Here is a 17,130-nt window from a genome sequence, read left to right on the forward strand (position 1 = left end):
ATGGAGCTGTCGCGATGATCTTCGCCCCGTCAGAACCGCTGAGTCCAGATGCGAAACAGAATTGGAGAATGACCGGCGAACAGGAAAAAAATTCCGGAACCGCCGGAAAGATCCGAGCCCGCTTTCAGAAGGAGACATGAAATGACTTTGACCCTGCGCAACCTTTCCGTCCTCGCCTACGCCAACGGCTTCACCCTCTGGCACTATCGCGCAGGCAACGAGGCGCTTTCCGTCCTTGAGGATGACGGGTTCTTCGGCCCGGCCGCCGACCTGATCGCGCCGGGGGACATCGTGATGGCCTCCGGTTCCCAGGGCGCGCGGATGGGTGCGATCGCCCGCCGTGGCGACCACCTTGTGCTGGCGCCGATATAGGCCGCGGCCCAAAGGGCCTGCCCGCGCCGCCCGAACGATGGACAATTGCCTCGGCGGCGCGGCGGGCCTATCCCTGTTGCATGACCGTGAACATTGCCATCTGCCAGACCGAGGGCCGTTTCGCCGATCCCGAAGCGGGGCACACCCTGCTCGACGAGGAGGCGCGGGCCGCCGCCGCCGCCGGCGCGGATCTTCTGGTGCTCCCGGAACTGTTCCTGACCGGATACAATCTCGGCGCGGCGCGTGCGCGGGAGCTGGCGCTGGATCCGGAAGGGGAGCAAATCGGCCGGGCGAGGGCACTCGCGGCCGAGGTCGGCATCGCGCTCTGTTTCGGCTTCCCCGAGCGTGTGGGCGACGGGGTCGCGAACAGCGCGATCCTGATCGACGAGGCCGGCGGCGCGCGGCTGATCTATCGAAAGGTGCACCTGTTCGGGGATCTCGACCGGGGGATGTTCGCGCTACCGGGGGATGGATTTCCGGTTGTCGCCTGGCGGGGGCTGAGCCTGGGCCTCGCGATCTGCTATGACATCGAATTCCCCGAGACGGCGCGGATGATGGCGCTGGCGGGAGCCGACCTGATCCTGGTGCCCACGGCGCTGATGCCGCCCTATTACGTTGTGGCGGATTCGCTGATCCCCGCCCGGGCCTATGAAAACCAGGTCTACATCGCCTATGCCAATCATTGCGGCGGCGAGCCGGGGATCGACTATATCGGCCATTCCTCGATCTGCGGGCCGGACGGCGCGGTGCTGGCCAAAGCGGGCGCCGGCCCGACGCGACTGATGGCGCGGATCGATCCCGGACACCTCGCCGAAGTGCGCCGCCGCGATCCGTTGCTGGCCGACCGGCGGCCGGCGCTCTACGGGACGATCGCGGGCTGAGGCGGGCCGTTCAGAGCCGGCGGAGCATGACGATCCGGTTGGAATTGGTTCCCCGCGTGCCGTTGCTGACGCCCCAGCAATTCGAGGTCTTGGTGAAGGTCTGAAGGTTGACCAGCACGCCAAGCCGTTGAAAGGGCAGGCCATCCGCCGCTTGCCAGACGCGCTTTTCGAGCAGCACCCGGCCGCGCCGCACCTCGCCCACCTCGAAGGCGACATGGCCGCCCGGCCGCACGAGCCGGGCCAGTTCGGCGAGCACGCGGCGCACCATTTCCGTCCAGGCGGCTTCGCTCCGGTGCAGGTCGATTGCGACCGCGCCGGGATCGATCCCGGCGAACCAGCAGCGCAGCCAGTTGTCGGCCGCATAGTTCACGACATCGAGAAACGGCGGCGAGGTGACGACCAGGGCGACCGAGCGCGCGGCCAGGCCCGGAACATGCCAGGCCGGGCCGGTGTGCAGGCCAGGCGCGCCACAGGCGGGAACGGTGCCGTCGCGCAGCAGGGATTTCGATTTCCGGAGGATGAGGGCGGCGATGTCGCGCTCGGGTGGGGCAAGGCCGAGCCTTTCGTTGATCCGACGCTGCGCCGTGACGGACACGGCCTGGTTGGGCGGCATCGAGCGGCCGGAGAAGAAGCCGGGGGAGTGGCCGGTGAGCCGGTTGATCGCGACCATGCGAATCCAGTCGGCGACCGGATCGGGCCGCACGGCGCCCAGCGGGGCGCGTTCGGCGAGCCAGTCCCGCAGCGCCTCGAGGCGGGCGAGGGTCACGGGATGGTAGAAGGCCAGCAGGTCGTCGCGACGGATTTTCCCGAGCGCCCAGTCTACGCTGTGCAGCGAATCGGCGATATCATGCAGATCGATCGGCCGCAGCCGGGGGCGGCACATCAGCGCGGCAAGCGGATTGATGTCGTTGCCGGCGGCCCGGCGCTGCATCAGCGCCGCCTGCACCGGCGTTGTGCCGCGGCCCATGAAGGGGTCGAACACGAGATCGCCCGGGGCGGTGAGGCGGGAAATGAAGAAGGCCGGAAGCTGTGGCTTGAAGCAGGCCCGGTAGGAAATCTCGTGGATCGCGTGGGCCTGGCGCTGGCCGGACGTCCAGAACGCGTTGATGAAATAATCGATCCCGTCCGCGCGTTCGTGGCGTGTTATGCCGTCGAAATCACGGAAGTCGAGAATTCCGTCGATGAGCGTCCGGTCGGGAAAAGGCTTCGGCAATGTCATGTTCAAGATGTCCATGAAGCCCACGGATCACTTCAGACGTGGTGAAAATCTGCGTCTTCCGGATTTCAGGTGTTCATGATCTGGCATTTGGCGAGGGCTTCTGTCCGTGGTCGCTTTTCGTGCCGCATGCAATACTGAAGCAATAGTCTTCAGCCTCCGAAGCCCGCCGGCTGGCCACCGAAGGGCACTTGACCGGAAGCCTGAACCCGGCAAAACACGGCTATTCAGACAGAACGCCGGGTTAGCACAGCGGTAGTGCAGCGGTTTTGTAAACCGAAGGTCGGGGGTTCAAATCCCTCACCCGGCACCAGCTTTTCGGACAGCGTGGGCGTCTCGACAAGGTAGGCCGCGCCTGAATCGGCGCTGCGCCCATGGCCGTGGCCGGGGCTCGGTTTCGCCCCTTCGGCGAACGGTCATGATGCATAAGACAACATCGAATTGGCCTTGAGATCGGACCATCCGACGGGGCGGTCGATAGTAACCCGGTGAGGACATGCCTCACCGGGAGATTTTTCATGTCAGGGGGCGAGTGTTCCGGTTCGGCCCGTCTGTTTGTCCGAATGTCCCGAACACGATTTCATCATGACCATGCCTCGTCCCAGGAGCCGGCCGTCGAGGCCTTGCTGTATTCGGTCGCGCGGTTCTCGAAGAAGTTCGTGTGCTCGACGGCGTTGAGCATCTCGTCGAGCCAGGGAAGCGGATTCTTGTCGACATGGAAGAGCGGGTTGAGTCCGAGCTGGAGCAGACGGCGATCCGCGATATAGCGGATGTAGCGCTTCACCTCTTCGGCGGTCAGCCCCTCGACGGCGCCGAACTCGAAGGCGAGGTCGATGAAGGCATCCTCGTGATCGACGATGGTGGCGCAGCAGAGATAGATCTCGCGCCGCAGTTCCTCGGTCCAGATTTCCGGGTTCTCGGCGACGAAGGTACGGAACAGCTTGATCACCGAGTTGCAGTGCAGGCTCTCGTCGCGCACCGACCAGGAGACGATCTGGCCCATCCCCTTCATCTTGTTGAAGCGCGGGAAGTTCAGCAGGATCGCGAAGGAGGCGAAGAGCTGCAGCCCTTCGGTGAAGGCGCCGAAAGCGGCCAGCGTCTTGGCGATCTCGTGCTTCGAGTCGACGCTGAATTCCTGCATGTAGTCATACTTGTCCTTCATCTCCTTGTATTTGAGGAAGGCCGAGTATTCGACTTCCGGCATGCCGATCGTGTCGAGCAGGTGCGAATAGGCGGCGATGTGGATCGTCTCGATGTTCGAGAAGGCCGACAGCATCATCAGCACTTCCGTCGGTTTGAACACCTGGCTGTAGTGCTTCATGTAGCAGTTGTTCACCTCGACATCCGCCTGGGTGAAGAAGCGGAAGATCTGGGTGAGCAGGTTGCGCTCGCCGGGGGTGAGGTTGCGGTGCCAGTCCTTCACGTCGTCCGCGAGGGGAACTTCCTCCGGCAGCCAGTGGACGCGCTGCTGGGTCAGCCATGCCTCGTAGGCCCAGGGGTAGCGGAACGGCTTGTAGACCGGGTTTTCCGTGAGCAGGTCGAAATGCGCGGGGGTTTCGACCGGGATGGGCGCGGCGGTATCGGCGGTGGTGACGGACATTCAGGCAGATCCTCGGAAAGACGTGGGAATGCGGCGGCCGGACTACTGGCAGGCCAGGCATTCCTCGTAATTGGTCGTGCTTGCGGCGGCGGCAACCAGCGGTGCCGGGGCCGGCGCGGTGCGGTTGGCGGCGTCGCCGTGCTCGTGGCGCTGCACCTTCTCGCTCACCGTGTCAGCGCGCTGGATCGAGAGAGAGCGGCAGTAATAGAGCGACTTCACGCCCTTCTTCCATGCCTGGAAATGGATCTGGTGCAGATCCCGCTTGTGGACATTTGCCGGCAGGAAAACGTTGATCGACTGGCTCTGGCAGATATACGGCGTGCGGTCGGCGGCGTGTTCGATCACCCAGCGCTGGTCGAGTTCGAAGGCGGTCTTGAAGACGGCCTTCTCGTCGTCGGTGAGAAAATCGAGATGCTGTACCGAGCCCTTGCTGACGGTGATGTTCGACCAGGTTTCCTCATCGTCGCGGCCCTTGGCGGCGAGGAGCTGCTGCAGGTGGCGGTTGCGCACCGAGAAACTGCCGGACAGGGTTTTCTGCAGGAAGACATTGGCGGCGATCGGCTCGATGCCGGGGCTCGAATTGCCGGCGATGATCGAGATCGAGGCGGTCGGTGCGATCGCCATCTTGTGCGAGAAGCGCTCCATCACGCCGTATTCGGCGGCGTCGGGGCAGGGGCCGCGTTCCTCGGCAAGCTTGCGTGAGGCGGCATCGGCGCCGGCGCGGATATGCCGGAAGATGCGGATGTTCCAGGCCTTCGCCATCGCGCTCTCGAACGGAATGTTGAGCGACTGCAGCAGCGAGTGGAACCCCATCACGCCAAGGCCGACCGAGCGCTCGCGCATCGCGGCGTATTTGGCGCGGGCCATCGAGTCCGGCGCGTTATCGATGAAATCCTGCAAGACATTGTCGAGGAAGCGCATCACGTCCTCGATGAACTGCGGATTGTCGTGCCATTCGAGCCATGTCTCGAGATTGATCGATGACAGGCAGCAGACGGCGGTGCGCTGTTGGCCGTGATGATCAAGGCCGGTGGGCAGGGTGATCTCGGCGCAGAGATTGGAGGTCTTTACCTCGAGACCGGCGAGCTTGTGGTGCTCGGGCCGCGCGTTGTTCACGTGGTCGGCGAAGATGATGTAGGGCTCGCCGGTCTCGATCCTGGCGGTCAGGATGCGGATCCAGAGCGAGCGGGCGGAGACGGAGCGGACATGCGCGCCGTCCTTGGGCGAGGTGAGGGCCCACATCTCGTCCGCCTCCACGGCGCGCATGAACGCGTCGGAGACGAGGATGCCGTGATGCAGGTTGAGCGCCTTGCGGTTCGGATCGCCACCGGTGGGGCGGCGGATCTCGATGAATTCCTCGACCTCCGGATGGGAAATCGGCAGGTAGACGGCGGCCGAACCACGGCGCAGCGAGCCCTGGCTGATCGCCAGCGTCAGGCTGTCCATCACCCGGATGAAGGGAACGACGCCCGAGGTCTTGCCGTTCTGGCCAACCTTCTCGCCGATCGAGCGCAGGTTGCCCCAATAGGAGCCGATGCCGCCGCCCTTGGAGGCGAGCCAGACATTCTCGTTCCAGAGATCGACGATGCCTTCCAGGCTGTCCGACGCCTCGTTGAGGAAGCAGGAGATCGGCAGGCCGCGCTTGGTGCCGCCGTTCGACAGCACCGGGGTCGCCGGCATGAACCAGAGCTTGCTGATGTAGTCGTAGAGCCGCTGGGCGTGCTCGGCGTCGTCGCCATAATAGGAGGCGACGCGGGCGAACAGGTCCTGATAGCTTTCGCCCGGCATCAGATAGCGGTCGTTCAGCGTCGCGCGGCCGAATTCGGTGAGCAGCGAATCGCGCGAGCGGTCGATCCTGATCTGATAACCCCCACGGATCTGCACATCGGTGTCGAGCAATGCGGGTTCGGGTCGGTTGATCGCGTTCATTGCAGTGGGGGCTCCCGTCGTTTCGGCGAAGCACATAACAACATATTGGGTAGGCATCGCGCAATCGCCACTAGATCAAGTTAATCCAAAAAAATCTCTTGCGCCGAGTCGGGCCCGGACGGTCTTATGTGTTCGTTGTTTGTTCTTATGCTAGACTTATGGCGCCGGCCCGGCAAGCGGGTGGCCGCACAATGCCGAATCGACGCAAAGGCCCGCGCGATCTGCATCGCGCGGGCCTGAAAAACCGTGGGGCGGTCGGGAGAGGCGGAAGCCGCGGTTCAGCGCAGCCCCTGGCAGAAGGTCTGGATGCGGGTGCAGGCGTCGCGCAGCGCCTCGGTCGAGGTCGCGTAGCTGACCCGGAAATAGCCGGGATAGATGAAGGCGCTGCCATGCACGGCCGCGACTCCCTGCTCTTCCAGCAGCGCCGTGACAAAGGCCTCGTCATCGACGATTTTTGTTCCGCCCGCCGAGGTCTTGCCGAGGCAGCCGGCGATCGAGGGGAAGACGTAGAACGCGCCCTCGGGCTTCGAGCAGGTGATGCCCGGGGCCTCGTTGAGCATCGCGACCACGAGATCCCGCCGCTCGCGATAGGCGGCGCGCATCACGTCGATCGCGTCCTCCGGGCCTTCCAGCGCGGCGAGGGCCGCGACCTGGCTCACCGAGGAGGTGTTCGAGGTCGACTGGCTCTGCAGCTTGTCCATCGCCTTGATAAGCTGGACCGGCGCGCCGCAGAAGCCGATTCGCCAGCCGGTCATCGCATAGGCCTTGGAGCAGCCGTTCATCGTCACCGTGCGCTCGCGCAGCTTCGGCTCGACGCCGACGATGGTGGCCGGAGCAAAGCCGTCATAGACGAGCTTCTCGTAGATGTCGTCGGTGAACACCCAGATGTCGGGGTGGCGCAGCAGCACGTCGCAGATCGGGCGGAGGTCTTCCGCCGAATAGGCCGCCCCGGTCGGGTTCGAAGGCGAGTTCAGCATCAGCCACTTGGTCTTCGGCGTGATCGCCGCCTCGAGATCCTCGGCGCGCAGCTTGAAGCCGTTGTTCTGGCTGCAGGGGACGAAGACCGGCTTGCCCTCGGCGAGCTGGACGATGTCCGGATAGCTGACCCAGCACGGTGTCGGGATGATCACCTCGTCGCCGGCCTCGACGGTGGCGAGCATGGCGTTGAAGATGACCTGCTTGCCGCCGGTCGAGACGATGATCTCCTGCGGCGTGTAGTCGATCCCGTTGTCGCGCTTGAATTTCGCGGCAACGGCCTTGCGCAGCGCCATGGTGCCGGCGACGTCGGTATACTTGGTCTCGCCCGCCTCTATCGCGGCGATGGCGGCGCGCTTGATGTGGTCCGGCGTGTCGAAATCAGGCTCGCCGGCGGAGAGGCTGATGATGTCGCGGCCCTCGGCCTTGAGCTGGCGCGCCTTGGTCGAAATGGCGATCGTCTGGCTCGGGCTGATCCGGTTCAGGCGTGCGGCGATCAGGTTCATGTGCGATGCTCCCCGTGACAACGGCCCCGATGTAACCGAACTGCCGCGCGATGAACATGGCCCTGATGCGCGGGCCGGCACGAACTCCGCTCATGACGGGGCTTGCCGAGCGGGCGCCGACGCCATATCAACCGTGTCGAATGGGGTGTAGCCAAGCGGTAAGGCAGCGGATTTTGATTCCGCCATGCGGAGGTTCGAATCCTCCCACCCCAGCCAGGCCACGACGCGGCCGGGGCTCCGGGGATCAAACCTCAGGGAGATGAATGATATGTATCTGATTCTTAATCGGATTTGACACTATATGCTTTCTGGCGGGCTATCAGGCATCCGCTGATTCGGATATTCACGGCCGGCCCGGGCCATCGCGCCCCCTGTCGGCAGGAGCAGTGATTTCGACATGAACGACACGACACCGGCCGCGCCGGCGCTGAGCACGTTTCGCAAACAATCGCATTTCACCCTGTCGGCCGATCGCGGCTGGGGCCAGCGCGTGCGACTGGCTTCGACCGATCTGGTCGAGGGAGCAAAGCTCTGGCGCCTGATCTGGACGCTCGCCTTCTACGACATCAAGCTCCGCTATCGCGGCTCGGCGCTGGGGCCGTTCTGGCTGACCATCTCCACCGGCGTCCAGGTGGCGGCAATGGCCTTTCTCTACGGCGTGCTCTTCCGCACCGACATCCACACCTACCTGCCGTATCTCGCCATCTCGATGGTGCTCTGGACGTATCTCAACACCCTGATCTCCGAGGGCAGCACCTGCTTCTCCCAGAGCGACACGCTGATCAAGGGCACGCGGATGCCCTTCGTCGTGCATGCGGCGCGCAACGTGGTGCGCAACACGATCGTGCTCGCCCATAACCTGATCGTCATCGTCGTCGTCTTCGCGATCATGGACGTGCGTCAGAGCCTGTATTCGCTGCTCGCCATCCCGGCGCTCGCCTTGTGGATGATCGACGCCGTCGCGATCTCGCTGCTGATGGGCGCGCTCTGCGCCCGCTTCCGCGACCTGCCGCAGATCATCCTGTCGGTCATGCAGATCGCCTTCTTCATCACGCCGGTGATCTGGTATGCGAAGGTGCTGAACAGCCATCCGCTCGGCAAGCTGCTCATCGAGTTCAACCCCTTCTACCCGATCCTCGAAATTCTCAGGGCGCCGCTGCTTGGCACGCCGATCAGCCTGCAGATCGGCCTCGAGGCCGTGTTCGTGTCCGCCCTGCTGGTCCTGCTCGCCGCGGTCGGCTTCGCCCGCATGCGCGGCCGCGTGGCATACTGGGTGTAAGCCATGACCCATCTGACCGCGTTCAACATTTCCGTCGACTTTCCGCTCTATCACGCGGAAAGCCGGTCGCTGAAGAAGACCCTGATCGGCCATGCCTCGTCGCGTTTCGCGCGGGACCAGCGCAGCCGGCCGGTCGTGCAGGCGCTGCGCAACATCTCCTTCTCGCTGAGGTCGGGAGACCGGCTCGGCCTGATCGGCTCGAACGGCTCGGGCAAGACCACGCTGCTGCGCGCGCTTTCCGGCATCTACCAGCCGACGGTCGGGTCGCTTTCGATGGAAGGGCGGCTGACCTCGCTGCTCGATCCCGGCCAGGGGATGAACCCCGACCTCACCGGGCGCGAGAACATCCGCCTGCGCGGCCAGTATCTCGGCCTCGCGCGTCCCGAAATCGACCGGCTCGAGGCGGATGTCGAGGATTTCTCCGAACTCGCCCAGTTCCTCGACCTGCCGGTGCGCAACTATTCCTCGGGCATGGTGGTGCGCCTCGCCTTCGCGATGGCGACGGCGTTTCCCCCCGAGATCCTGCTGATGGACGAATGGATCCTCGCCGGCGACGCCGCCTTCATGGAAAAGGCGAAGGACCGCGTCGAGGGCATGGTGCGCCATGCGGAGGTGCTTGTCCTCGCCAGTCACAGCGCCTCCATCCTCGTGGAGTGGTGCAACCGGCTGCTCTGGCTCGATGGCGGGCAGATCCGCGCCGACGGGCCGCCAATGAAGATCCTCGCCGACTACCTGCCGCCGCAGCAATACGAGGAACTGGTCGCCGCGCATGGCGAGACCGGGAGTTCCCGCCGCCTGCCCCGAAAGGACTGACCGGCCGGAAGCGGCCTTTGGCGCTCCGCCCCTCCCGCCTCCGGTCGGGGCAGGGCGTCATTCGCCGCCGAGCAGCCTGCCGTAATAGCGATGCGCTTCGGGCGGCAGGCCGGGCGCGGCGTCGCGCCGGATCAGTTCGCCCTGAATCCGTCTGGCGTCGGAATGCGCGCCGGCCTTGCCGATGCTGACCGTGCTGTCGTTCTGGTTGCCGAACTCGCCCGCGCCGCCGGCGGCATGCTGGCCGAGGCCCGAAGGCCCGCCGCCCGGCATCGCCGCCTTGCCGGGCATCGTCGCGAGGGCGTTCTGTGCCTGTTGCAGCGCCGCGATCGCTGCCCGCTCGCCGGACAGCCCGGCCCGCATGTCGCCCGCGCGGAGCGCGTTCCCGGCGCTCGCCATCGCCTGCTGGCCATGACCGAGTTGCGCCTGCCCCGGCAGTCCCGCGCCCGCCATGGCTCTGGCGGCGGATGAAAGCTGGCGGCGCAGCGCATCCTGCCGCCCGGCCAGCCCCGCCGACGGACTCGACTCTGCAATTGCCGCCTGGTTGCCGAACCTGGGCATCGTTGCCCGCTGCGCCGTCTGGTCCATCAGCCGCGCCTCCTGGCGCATGATGGAGGCGAGATGACGCGCCGCCTCCTGCTGCCGCTGCGCCGCCTGCGACTCCGAACGGGCGCTCGGGTTCTGCATCCGGTCGAGCATATGCCGGAGTTTCGCCAGGTCCTGCCGGGCCCGGGCCGTTTCGCCCGCCGCCAGTTCGTTCTCGATCCGGTGGGCCAGACGGTCGATGGCGCTCCTCCGCGCGGCGGCGCGGGCGTCCGGCGTGCCGTGCGCGGCCTGCCTTGCCTGCATGGCGCGGTCGAGGCCCGATATCAGCCGTTCGATTGTCTGCCGGTCGGCCGGATGGCCGGCGAGGCCGCGCTTCAGCGCCTGGCGCAGTGCCTGGGCGGCTTCATCAAATTTCTGCACCGCCTTGTAGGTCGCGCCGAGTTCGGCGCGCTGGACGAGCATCCAGAGGCTGGCCTGGGCCTGGGCGTAATCCGGCGTTGCCGGCCCGAAGCCGGCGGCGAAGCGCGCGAGTGCCTTCCGCGTGCCGGGCGTAAGCGGACCCGGCGGCGCCGCGGCGAGCGCGCGGAGTCGCGCCGCGAGCACCGTGCGCCCCGGCGTGCCGAGCGCGAGGTCGTGCCGGAGGACCTCGATCGCCCGCGCGACCTGATTGTGCAGGGCGGGGGCGGGGAGTTGGAACCGCGCGGGCGAGGAGGTGCCGGTCTGGCCGTCGCGGTTCACGGCGGCCAGCGTGCCGTCCACCATCATGCCGGCGAGTGGGCTGGCGAGCAGATCAAGCCGGGCGCTGCCGGCGAATGAGGCCGCGTGCGCGGGGGGCGCTGGCAGGGCGGCATGGTCGGGCACCGCGCCCGGCGCATCCACGGGCGCCATGTCGAGGCCGAGGGCGGTGAGGCCGTAGCGGCTGGTGCCGCGCCAGGCGAGGGCCACATGCTGCCCATCACCGGCCGGCCCGGGTGGGGCGGCGAAGCCGATCCGCGGCGGGGTCGGCTCGATCACCGTGATCCGGTACCGCGCGATGCGGCTCCAGGACGGCCCGATCGTCAGCGTCGCCGTATGGTCGAGCCGGAGGCGGGCGCGGAAGCTGCCGGTCGCGATATTCGTGAAATCGAGCGCCTTGCCGGCGATCCGCGCGGCTGGCGCGGCGCTGCCCGCGCCGGTGACGACGACCGACAGGGTCGAGCCCGCGAGCGCGCGGACCTTGCCGGTTCCGGCGCCGATCAGGCGCGGCGTGGTTCCGGCCCAGCGCGGCGGGGTGATCCAGGCCTGCACGCCAAGGCCGGGGCGGGCGAAGGGCGAGGTGAAATCGACACTGGCCGCAAGCCGTGGCCCGGCCTGCGATCCGGCGGCGATCCACGCGGCGATCAGGCCGAGCAGGAGCAGGAAGCGCAGCGCGAACGGATCATGCGCCGCGAAATCCGGCCGCGGCAGGCCGACCCTTGCGGTGGCGAGCGAACGGTCGAGCCGGGCGCGGTGCGCATCCCAGAGCGGCATCGCGCCGGCCAGCGCCGGTTCGTCGCCAAGGGCGGCGAGCGGGCGGTGCGGCAGGCGGGAGTCGCGCTCGATGCGGCGGTCGGCGGCCTCGGGCGCGGGCGGGCGATAGCGCCGGATCGCGTGGCGGAGCGCGAAGGCAAGGGCGATCAGGCCGGCGAGATCCGCCTTCCAGCCGCCGAATCCGGCGAGGCCAACGATGAGGAACACCGCGATCACGCAAGCGGGCAGCATCGCGGCAATGGCGACGGCCTCGATCGCCAGCACGCGGCGCGCCCGCCGCCGCAGCCGGGCGAGGCGCGCCGCCGGCATTACCGGCGCGGCGGCACGATCTCGTCGCGCCAGAGTTCATCCAGCGTCTGGCGCCGGCGGATCAGCTGCGGCGCGCCGTCGGCGATCATCACCTGGGCGGCGAAGGGGCGGCCGTTATAGGTGCTGCTCATCGTCGCGCCATAGGCCCCGGCATCGAGCAGCGCGACCAGCGCGCCGGGGGCAAGTTCTGGCAGGTCGTGGGTGCCGAAACGGTCGCTGCTCTCGCAGACCGGACCGACCACCTCGGCCGGCGCCGGGGCGCCCGCGGCGTCGGCGGCGCCGACCGGGACGATGCCGTGCCGCGCGCCATAGAGCGCCGGGCGAATCAGGTCGTTCATCCCGGCATCGAGCACGACGAACCGTTCCGCTCCGGCGCGCTTGACGAGCGTCACGCGGGCGAGCAGCACGCCGGCCGGGCCGACGAGCCAGCGGCCGGGTTCGACGATCAGCTCCAGATCGTGGCCGCCGAGCACGCGGCGGACCATCGCCGCCTGCGCCGCGAAGGGGAAGGCGGTGCCATCGTCATAGGGAATGCCGAAGCCGCCGCCGAGGTCGAGGCGGCGCACCGCGAGCCCCTCGCCGCGCAGCGCCCCGATCAGGCCGAGCACGCGCCGGTAAGCCGCCTCGAAGGCGGCGGGCGCGAAGATCTGGCTGCCGATATGGGTGGAAAACCCGACCGCCTCGATGCCCGGCAGCGCCGCGGCGCGGCGATACAGCGCGCCCGCGTCATCGAAGCCGATGCCGAACTTGTCGCCCTTGCGGCCGGTGCTGATCTTGTCGTGCCCGCCGGCGGCGACATCCGGGTTCACCCGCAGCGCGACCGGCGCGGCAACCCCCATCGCCGCGGCGATGCCGGAGATCATCTCCAGCTCCTCGGCGCTTTCGACATTGAGCTGGCCGATGCCGGCGGCGAGCGCGCGGCGCAGCTCGTCCTCCCGCTTGCCCACACCGGAGAACACCATCGCCCCCGGCGCGATCCCGGCGGCCTCGGCGCGGGCGAATTCGCCGGCACTGGTCACGTCCGCCCCGGCGCCGCCGGCCCGCACCAGGCCGAGGATCGCGAGGTGGTCGTTCGCCTTCACGGCGTAGCGGATCGCCGGCGCCAGCCCCTCGCCGGCGAAGGCCGCGCGCAGGGCGGCGAGCCGCCCCTCGATCGTCGCGGCGCTGTAGACCCAGGTGGGCGTGCCGTGGGCGGCGGCGATGGACGCGAGCGGCACGTCATCGAGGCACAGCCCGTCCATCGCGTGGAACGAAAGGTTCGGCCGGGCGGCGACGAGACGGTGCCAGGCCTGGTCGCGGGTGAGGGCGTTCATCATTCGGAGGGATATTGATGCGGGTAGATCACCTGGCTCGCCGGGCCGGGCGGCGAGGGCGCGCCGGCCCGGCCGCAGGCGGCGAGAGCGGCGCAGGCGAGCAGGACGAGCAGCAGCGAGCGGGTCATGCCAGCGTCTCCTGCCAGCGCGCGGCGGCGCGGGCGACATTGTCGGGCGCGGTGCCGCCGAGGGTGCGGCGGGCGGCGACCGAGGCCTCGATGGTCAGCACATCATACACCGCCTCGGTGATCCGCGGCTCGACCTCCTGCATGACCGAGAGCGGCAGGGCGACGAGCTCGAGCCCGCGCGACTCGGCCTCGCTCACGATCCGGCCGGTGACGTGATGGGCGGTGCGGAAGGGCAGGCCGAGATCGCGCACGAGGTAGTCTGCAAGATCGGTCGCGGTCGAGAAATCGGCGCCGGCCACGGATCGCATCCGCAGCACGTCCGGCATCATGTCGCGCACCATGCCGGTCATCGCGGCGAGGCAGAGTTCGGCGGCATCGGCGGCGTCGAACACCGGCTCCTTGTCCTCCTGCATGTCCTTCGCATAGGCGAGCGGCAGGCCCTTCATCACCGCGAGCAGGCCGGTGAGCGCCCCGAAGATCCGCCCGGCCTTGGCGCGGGCGAGTTCGGCGGCGTCCGGGTTGCGCTTCTGCGGCATGATCGACGAGCCGGTGGTATAGGCGTCGGACAGCCGGATGAAGCGATAGGGCGCGCTGGTCCAGATGATGATCTCCTCGGCGAAACGCGAAAGATGCATCGCGAGGATGGAGAGGGCGGAGAGGAATTCAAGCGCGAAGTCGCGGTCCGAGACCGAATCGAGCGAATTCGCGGTCGGCCGGTCGAAGCCGAGGGCGGCGGCGGTCATGCTGCGGTCGATCGGGAAGGTGGTGCCGGCGAGGGCGGCCGCGCCGAGCGGGCATTCGTTCAGCCGCCGGCGCGCATCGGCGAGGCGGCCGCGGTCGCGCGACAGCATCTCGACATAGGCGAGCAGGTGATGCCCGAGCGTCACCGGCTGGGCGGTCTGCAGATGGGTGAAGCCAGGCATGATGGTGGCCGCGTGTTCGGCCGCGCGGTCGGCCAGCGCGCGCATCAGCTCGCGCACCTGGCCGTCGAGACTGTCGATCGCGTTGCGCACCCAGAGGCGGAAATCGGTCGCCACCTGGTCGTTGCGGCTGCGCGCGGTGTGCAGCCGGCGCCCGGCCTCGCCGATGCGCGCGACCAGCCAGGCCTCGATATTGGTGTGGATGTCCTCGAGCGCGGGATCGAAGGTGAACGACCCCTCGGCGATCGCCTCGGCGATCTCGGCGAGTCCGGCGCGGATCGCCGCCTCGTCCTCGGCGGAGATGATTCCCATCGCGGCGAGCATGCCGGCATGGGCGAGGCTGCCTTCGATATCCTCCCGCCAGAGCCGCTGATCGAACCCGATCGAGGCATTGATCGCCTGCATCACGGATGCGGGACCGGCGGCAAATCGTCCGCCCCATTGCAGGCGGGATGGTTGCGTTCCGGCCTGATCGGCACCAGAATTCGTCATATTCGGTTTGGAAGAGGTATCGGCGGTCATGCGTTTCGGGCTTTCTCGGCGGCAGTTCGCGGCTCTGGGTGCGGGTCTTGTGCTGCCTGACTTAACTTCGCTCGCCGGGATCGGCAAATCCGCCGAGGCGATGGAGCTGCCGGATGTCGCCCCCAATCTCGACGTGACCGTGCCGCAGCCGCTGCCGGACTTCCACTTCCTCGATGCGTTCGGCCGGCGGCTGACGCTGGCCCATTTCCGCGGCGAGGGGCTGGTGGTGAATTTCTGGGCGACCTGGTGCCCGCCCTGCCGCGCCGAACTGCCCACGCTGGTCGCCCTCAATCCGCGGATCCGGGGCGATGGCATCCGCGTGCTGCCGATCTCCGTGGACAGCCAGGGGATCAAGGCGGTGCGACCCTATTACGCGAAGCACCACATCACCGGCGTGCCGATCCTGCTCGACCCGAGTTCGAGCGCGCTCGATGCGTTCGACGTGAACGGGATTCCCTTCACCGTGATCGTCGACCGCAAGGGGCAGATGGTCGCCTCCCTCCAGGGGGCGGGTGACTGGAACACGCCGGCGACGATCGCGCAGCTGCGCAAGCTGATCGGGCCGAAGCCGGCGGCGGCCTCAGGCACCACGGCGACCTGATCCGCCGCGCCGGCTCTTGCCCCGCTGCGATCCGGCTGATAGGCCGCGCGTGAGGCAGAACCGGGACAGAGAACGATGGCTGAAAACAGCGTGAAGAAAGTTGTGCTGGCCTATTCGGGCGGGCTCGATACGAGTGTCATTCTCCGCTGGCTGCAGACCGAGCGCGGGGCGGAGGTCGTCACCTTCACCGCCGATCTTGGCCAGGGCGAGGAACTTGAGCCGGCGCGGCGCAAGGCCGAGATGTTCGGCGTCAAGGAAATCTTCGTCGAGGACCTGCGCGAAACCTTCGTGAAGGATTTCGTCTTCCCGATGTTCCGCGCCAACGCGCTCTACGAGGGCCAGTACCTGCTCGGCACCTCGATCGCCCGGCCGCTGATCGCGCAGCGGCAGATCGAGATCGCCGAGGCGGTTGGCGCGGACGCCGTGGCGCATGGCGCGACCGGCAAGGGCAACGACCAGGTCCGCTTCGAACTGGCCTATTACGCGCTGAAGCCGGATGTGAAGGTCGTCGCCCCCTGGCGCGAGTGGAGCCTGACGAGCCGCACCAAGCTGCTCGAATTCGCCGAGGCGCACCAGATCCCCATCGCCAAGGACAAGCGCGGCGAGGCGCCCTTCTCGGTCGATGCCAACCTGCTGCACTCCTCCTCCGAGGGCAAGATCCTCGAAGACCCCGCGCAGGCGCCGGACGAGATCGTCTACCAGCGCACCATCAGCCCCGAGGCGGCGCCGGACGTGGTGACGGAAATCAGCATCGATTTCGCGCAGGGCGACGCGGTGGCCCTGAACGGCGTGGCGCTTTCGCCGGCCACGCTGCTGACCAGGCTCAACGAGCTTGGCCGCGACAATGGCATCGGCCGGCTCGACCTCGTCGAGAACCGTTTCGTCGGCATGAAGTCGCGCGGCGTCTACGAAACGCCGGGCGGCACGATCCTGCTCGCGGCGCATCGCGCCATCGAGAGCATCACGCTCGACCGCGAGGCGGCGCATCTGAAGGACAGCCTGATGCCGCGCTATGCCGAGCTGATCTACAACGGCTTCTGGTTCAGCCCGGAGCGGCGGATGCTGCAGGCGCTGATCGACGCCAGCCAGAACTCCGTCACCGGCCGCGTGCGCCTGAAGCTCTACAAGGGCAACGTGATCGTCGCCGGCCGCGAAAGCCCCAACTCGCTCTACTCGGCGCGGATGGTCACCTTCGAGGATGACGAGGGCGCCTACAACCAGCAGGACGCGGCGGGGTTCATCAAGCTGAACGCCCTGCGCCTGCGCCTCGGCGGCGCCATCGGCCGGCGCGGCGGCGCGCTGTAAGGCATCCGGGCGATGGATCGGCGGTTCCGGCCCTTCGCCCGTCTTGCCGCCGCCGGCGGCCTTGCCCTGCTGCTCGCGGCCGGGGCGTTTGCCGCGCCGGCGCAGCACCCTATCGACGCCAGGACCCGCGCCGCGCTCGACCGCGAGGCGCATGCCCTGCTGCGGCAGAAGGGCGTCACCCATGTCGGTTTCTACGGGTTCACCATCGATCCGGCCGGGCATGTGACGAGCGCCTGGGTCGTGCGGTCCGCCGGCAATCCCCGGCTGGACGAGGCCGCGCTGGCCATGATCCGCAAGGCGATCCTGAAGCGCCGGCCAGCGGGCGCGCCGGCCCGGATGCAGTTCGTCATCCCGATCGAATTCCGCCGCCACGGCGCGCCGGTCGCGCCGTCTGCTCCATAATCGCCAT

At 67.7% G+C, this 17,130-nt stretch carries 15 protein-coding genes and 2 tRNA genes; 9 read left to right on the top strand and 8 right to left on the bottom strand.

Translation table 11 applies throughout. From position 1 onward, the window contains the following. Window positions 1–141: 141 nt before the first annotated feature. Together ACRY_RS06100 and ACRY_RS06105 are read left to right on the top strand one after the other, a co-directional pair. Window positions 142–372, top strand: a complete 231-nt coding sequence (locus ACRY_RS06100) for a hypothetical protein (protein WP_007424315.1) — start codon at window positions 142–144, stop codon at window positions 370–372. Between the two features lie 80 nt (window positions 373–452). Next, window positions 453–1,253 (top strand): carbon-nitrogen hydrolase family protein, encoded by an 801-nt coding sequence (locus tag ACRY_RS06105; protein ID WP_011941737.1) that lies wholly within the window; start codon window positions 453–455, stop codon window positions 1,251–1,253. 10 nt (window positions 1,254–1,263) lie between these two features. On the opposite strand, the gene ACRY_RS06110 is transcribed toward ACRY_RS06105, so the two are convergent. Further along, window positions 1,264–2,487, bottom strand: a complete 1,224-nt coding sequence (locus ACRY_RS06110) for a DNA modification methylase (protein ID WP_011941738.1) — start codon at window positions 2,485–2,487, stop codon at window positions 1,264–1,266. Window positions 2,488–2,707: 220 nt separating this feature from the next. Between ACRY_RS06110 and ACRY_RS06115 the strand changes: the two genes are divergently transcribed. Further along, window positions 2,708–2,782: transfer RNA gene (locus ACRY_RS06115), tRNA-Thr, on the top strand. Between the two features lie 270 nt (window positions 2,783–3,052). Here ACRY_RS06115 and ACRY_RS06120 read toward each other — a convergent pair. The 3 genes from ACRY_RS06120 to ACRY_RS06130 all read right to left on the bottom strand — a co-directional run bounded on the left by ACRY_RS06120 (window position 3,053) and on the right by ACRY_RS06130 (window position 7,479). Beyond that, complete coding sequence (locus tag ACRY_RS06120) at window positions 3,053–4,069, bottom strand: ribonucleotide-diphosphate reductase subunit beta (RefSeq protein ID WP_011941739.1); 1,017 nt, start codon at window positions 4,067–4,069, stop codon at window positions 3,053–3,055. A 42-nt stretch (window positions 4,070–4,111) separates the two neighbouring features. Then, window positions 4,112–5,998 carry a ribonucleoside-diphosphate reductase subunit alpha gene (locus tag ACRY_RS06125; protein WP_011941740.1) on the bottom strand — a complete coding sequence of 629 codons (1,887 nt, stop codon included), beginning with the start codon at window positions 5,996–5,998 and terminating at the stop codon, window positions 4,112–4,114. 278 nt (window positions 5,999–6,276) lie between these two features. Further along, window positions 6,277–7,479 (bottom strand): pyridoxal phosphate-dependent aminotransferase, encoded by a 1,203-nt coding sequence (locus ACRY_RS06130; protein WP_011941741.1) that lies wholly within the window; start codon window positions 7,477–7,479, stop codon window positions 6,277–6,279. Between the two features lie 141 nt (window positions 7,480–7,620). On the opposite strand from ACRY_RS06130, the gene ACRY_RS06135 reads away from it, so the two are divergent. The 3 genes from ACRY_RS06135 to ACRY_RS06145 all read left to right on the top strand — a co-directional run bounded on the left by ACRY_RS06135 (window position 7,621) and on the right by ACRY_RS06145 (window position 9,571). Further along, window positions 7,621–7,695, top strand: a tRNA-Gln gene (locus ACRY_RS06135). Between the two features lie 181 nt (window positions 7,696–7,876). Further along, window positions 7,877–8,758, top strand: coding sequence for an ABC transporter permease (locus ACRY_RS06140; RefSeq protein ID WP_011941742.1), 882 nt, complete (start codon window positions 7,877–7,879; stop codon window positions 8,756–8,758). Window positions 8,759–8,761: 3 nt separating this feature from the next. Further along, the gene (locus tag ACRY_RS06145) at window positions 8,762–9,571 is read left to right on the top strand and encodes an ABC transporter ATP-binding protein (protein WP_007424308.1); all 810 of its coding nucleotides are present in this window, start codon (window positions 8,762–8,764) and stop codon (window positions 9,569–9,571) included. 57 nt (window positions 9,572–9,628) lie between these two features. On the opposite strand, the gene ACRY_RS06150 is transcribed toward ACRY_RS06145, so the two are convergent. From ACRY_RS06150 to argH, 4 genes are read right to left on the bottom strand one after another with little or no spacing between them, the layout of a single operon-like run. Further along, the gene (locus ACRY_RS06150; protein ID WP_011941743.1) at window positions 9,629–11,932 is read right to left on the bottom strand and encodes a DUF4175 family protein; all 2,304 of its coding nucleotides are present in this window, start codon (window positions 11,930–11,932) and stop codon (window positions 9,629–9,631) included. Next, the gene (gene lysA / locus ACRY_RS06155; RefSeq protein ID WP_011941744.1) at window positions 11,932–13,248 is read right to left on the bottom strand and encodes a diaminopimelate decarboxylase; all 1,317 of its coding nucleotides are present in this window, start codon (window positions 13,246–13,248) and stop codon (window positions 11,932–11,934) included. The genes ACRY_RS06150 and lysA overlap by 1 nt, the downstream gene beginning before the upstream one ends. Continuing rightward, window positions 13,245–13,373 (bottom strand): hypothetical protein, encoded by a 129-nt coding sequence (locus tag ACRY_RS20375; protein WP_256363794.1) that lies wholly within the window; start codon window positions 13,371–13,373, stop codon window positions 13,245–13,247. The genes lysA and ACRY_RS20375 overlap by 4 nt, the downstream gene beginning before the upstream one ends. Further along, window positions 13,370–14,785: an argininosuccinate lyase gene (gene argH, locus ACRY_RS06160; RefSeq protein WP_011941745.1), complete on the bottom strand. Its 1,416-nt coding sequence runs from the start codon at window positions 14,783–14,785 to the stop codon at window positions 13,370–13,372. The genes ACRY_RS20375 and argH overlap by 4 nt, the downstream gene beginning before the upstream one ends. A gap of 28 nt (window positions 14,786–14,813) precedes the next feature. On the opposite strand from argH, the gene ACRY_RS06165 reads away from it, so the two are divergent. From ACRY_RS06165 to ACRY_RS06175, 3 genes are all read left to right on the top strand, one after another. Beyond that, window positions 14,814–15,416 (top strand): TlpA family protein disulfide reductase, encoded by a 603-nt coding sequence (locus ACRY_RS06165; RefSeq protein WP_011941746.1) that lies wholly within the window; start codon window positions 14,814–14,816, stop codon window positions 15,414–15,416. A gap of 75 nt (window positions 15,417–15,491) precedes the next feature. Continuing rightward, window positions 15,492–16,721, top strand: coding sequence for an argininosuccinate synthase (locus ACRY_RS06170; protein WP_011941747.1), 1,230 nt, complete (start codon window positions 15,492–15,494; stop codon window positions 16,719–16,721). Window positions 16,722–16,733: 12 nt separating this feature from the next. Further along, a complete protein-coding gene (locus ACRY_RS06175) occupies window positions 16,734–17,123 on the top strand; it encodes an energy transducer TonB family protein (protein WP_007423030.1) in 390 nt (129 codons plus the stop codon). Window positions 17,124–17,130 lie beyond the last annotated feature (7 nt).

The sequence above is a fragment of the Acidiphilium cryptum JF-5 genome (assembly GCF_000016725.1).
GTDB lineage: Bacteria > Pseudomonadota > Alphaproteobacteria > Acetobacterales > Acetobacteraceae > Acidiphilium > Acidiphilium multivorum.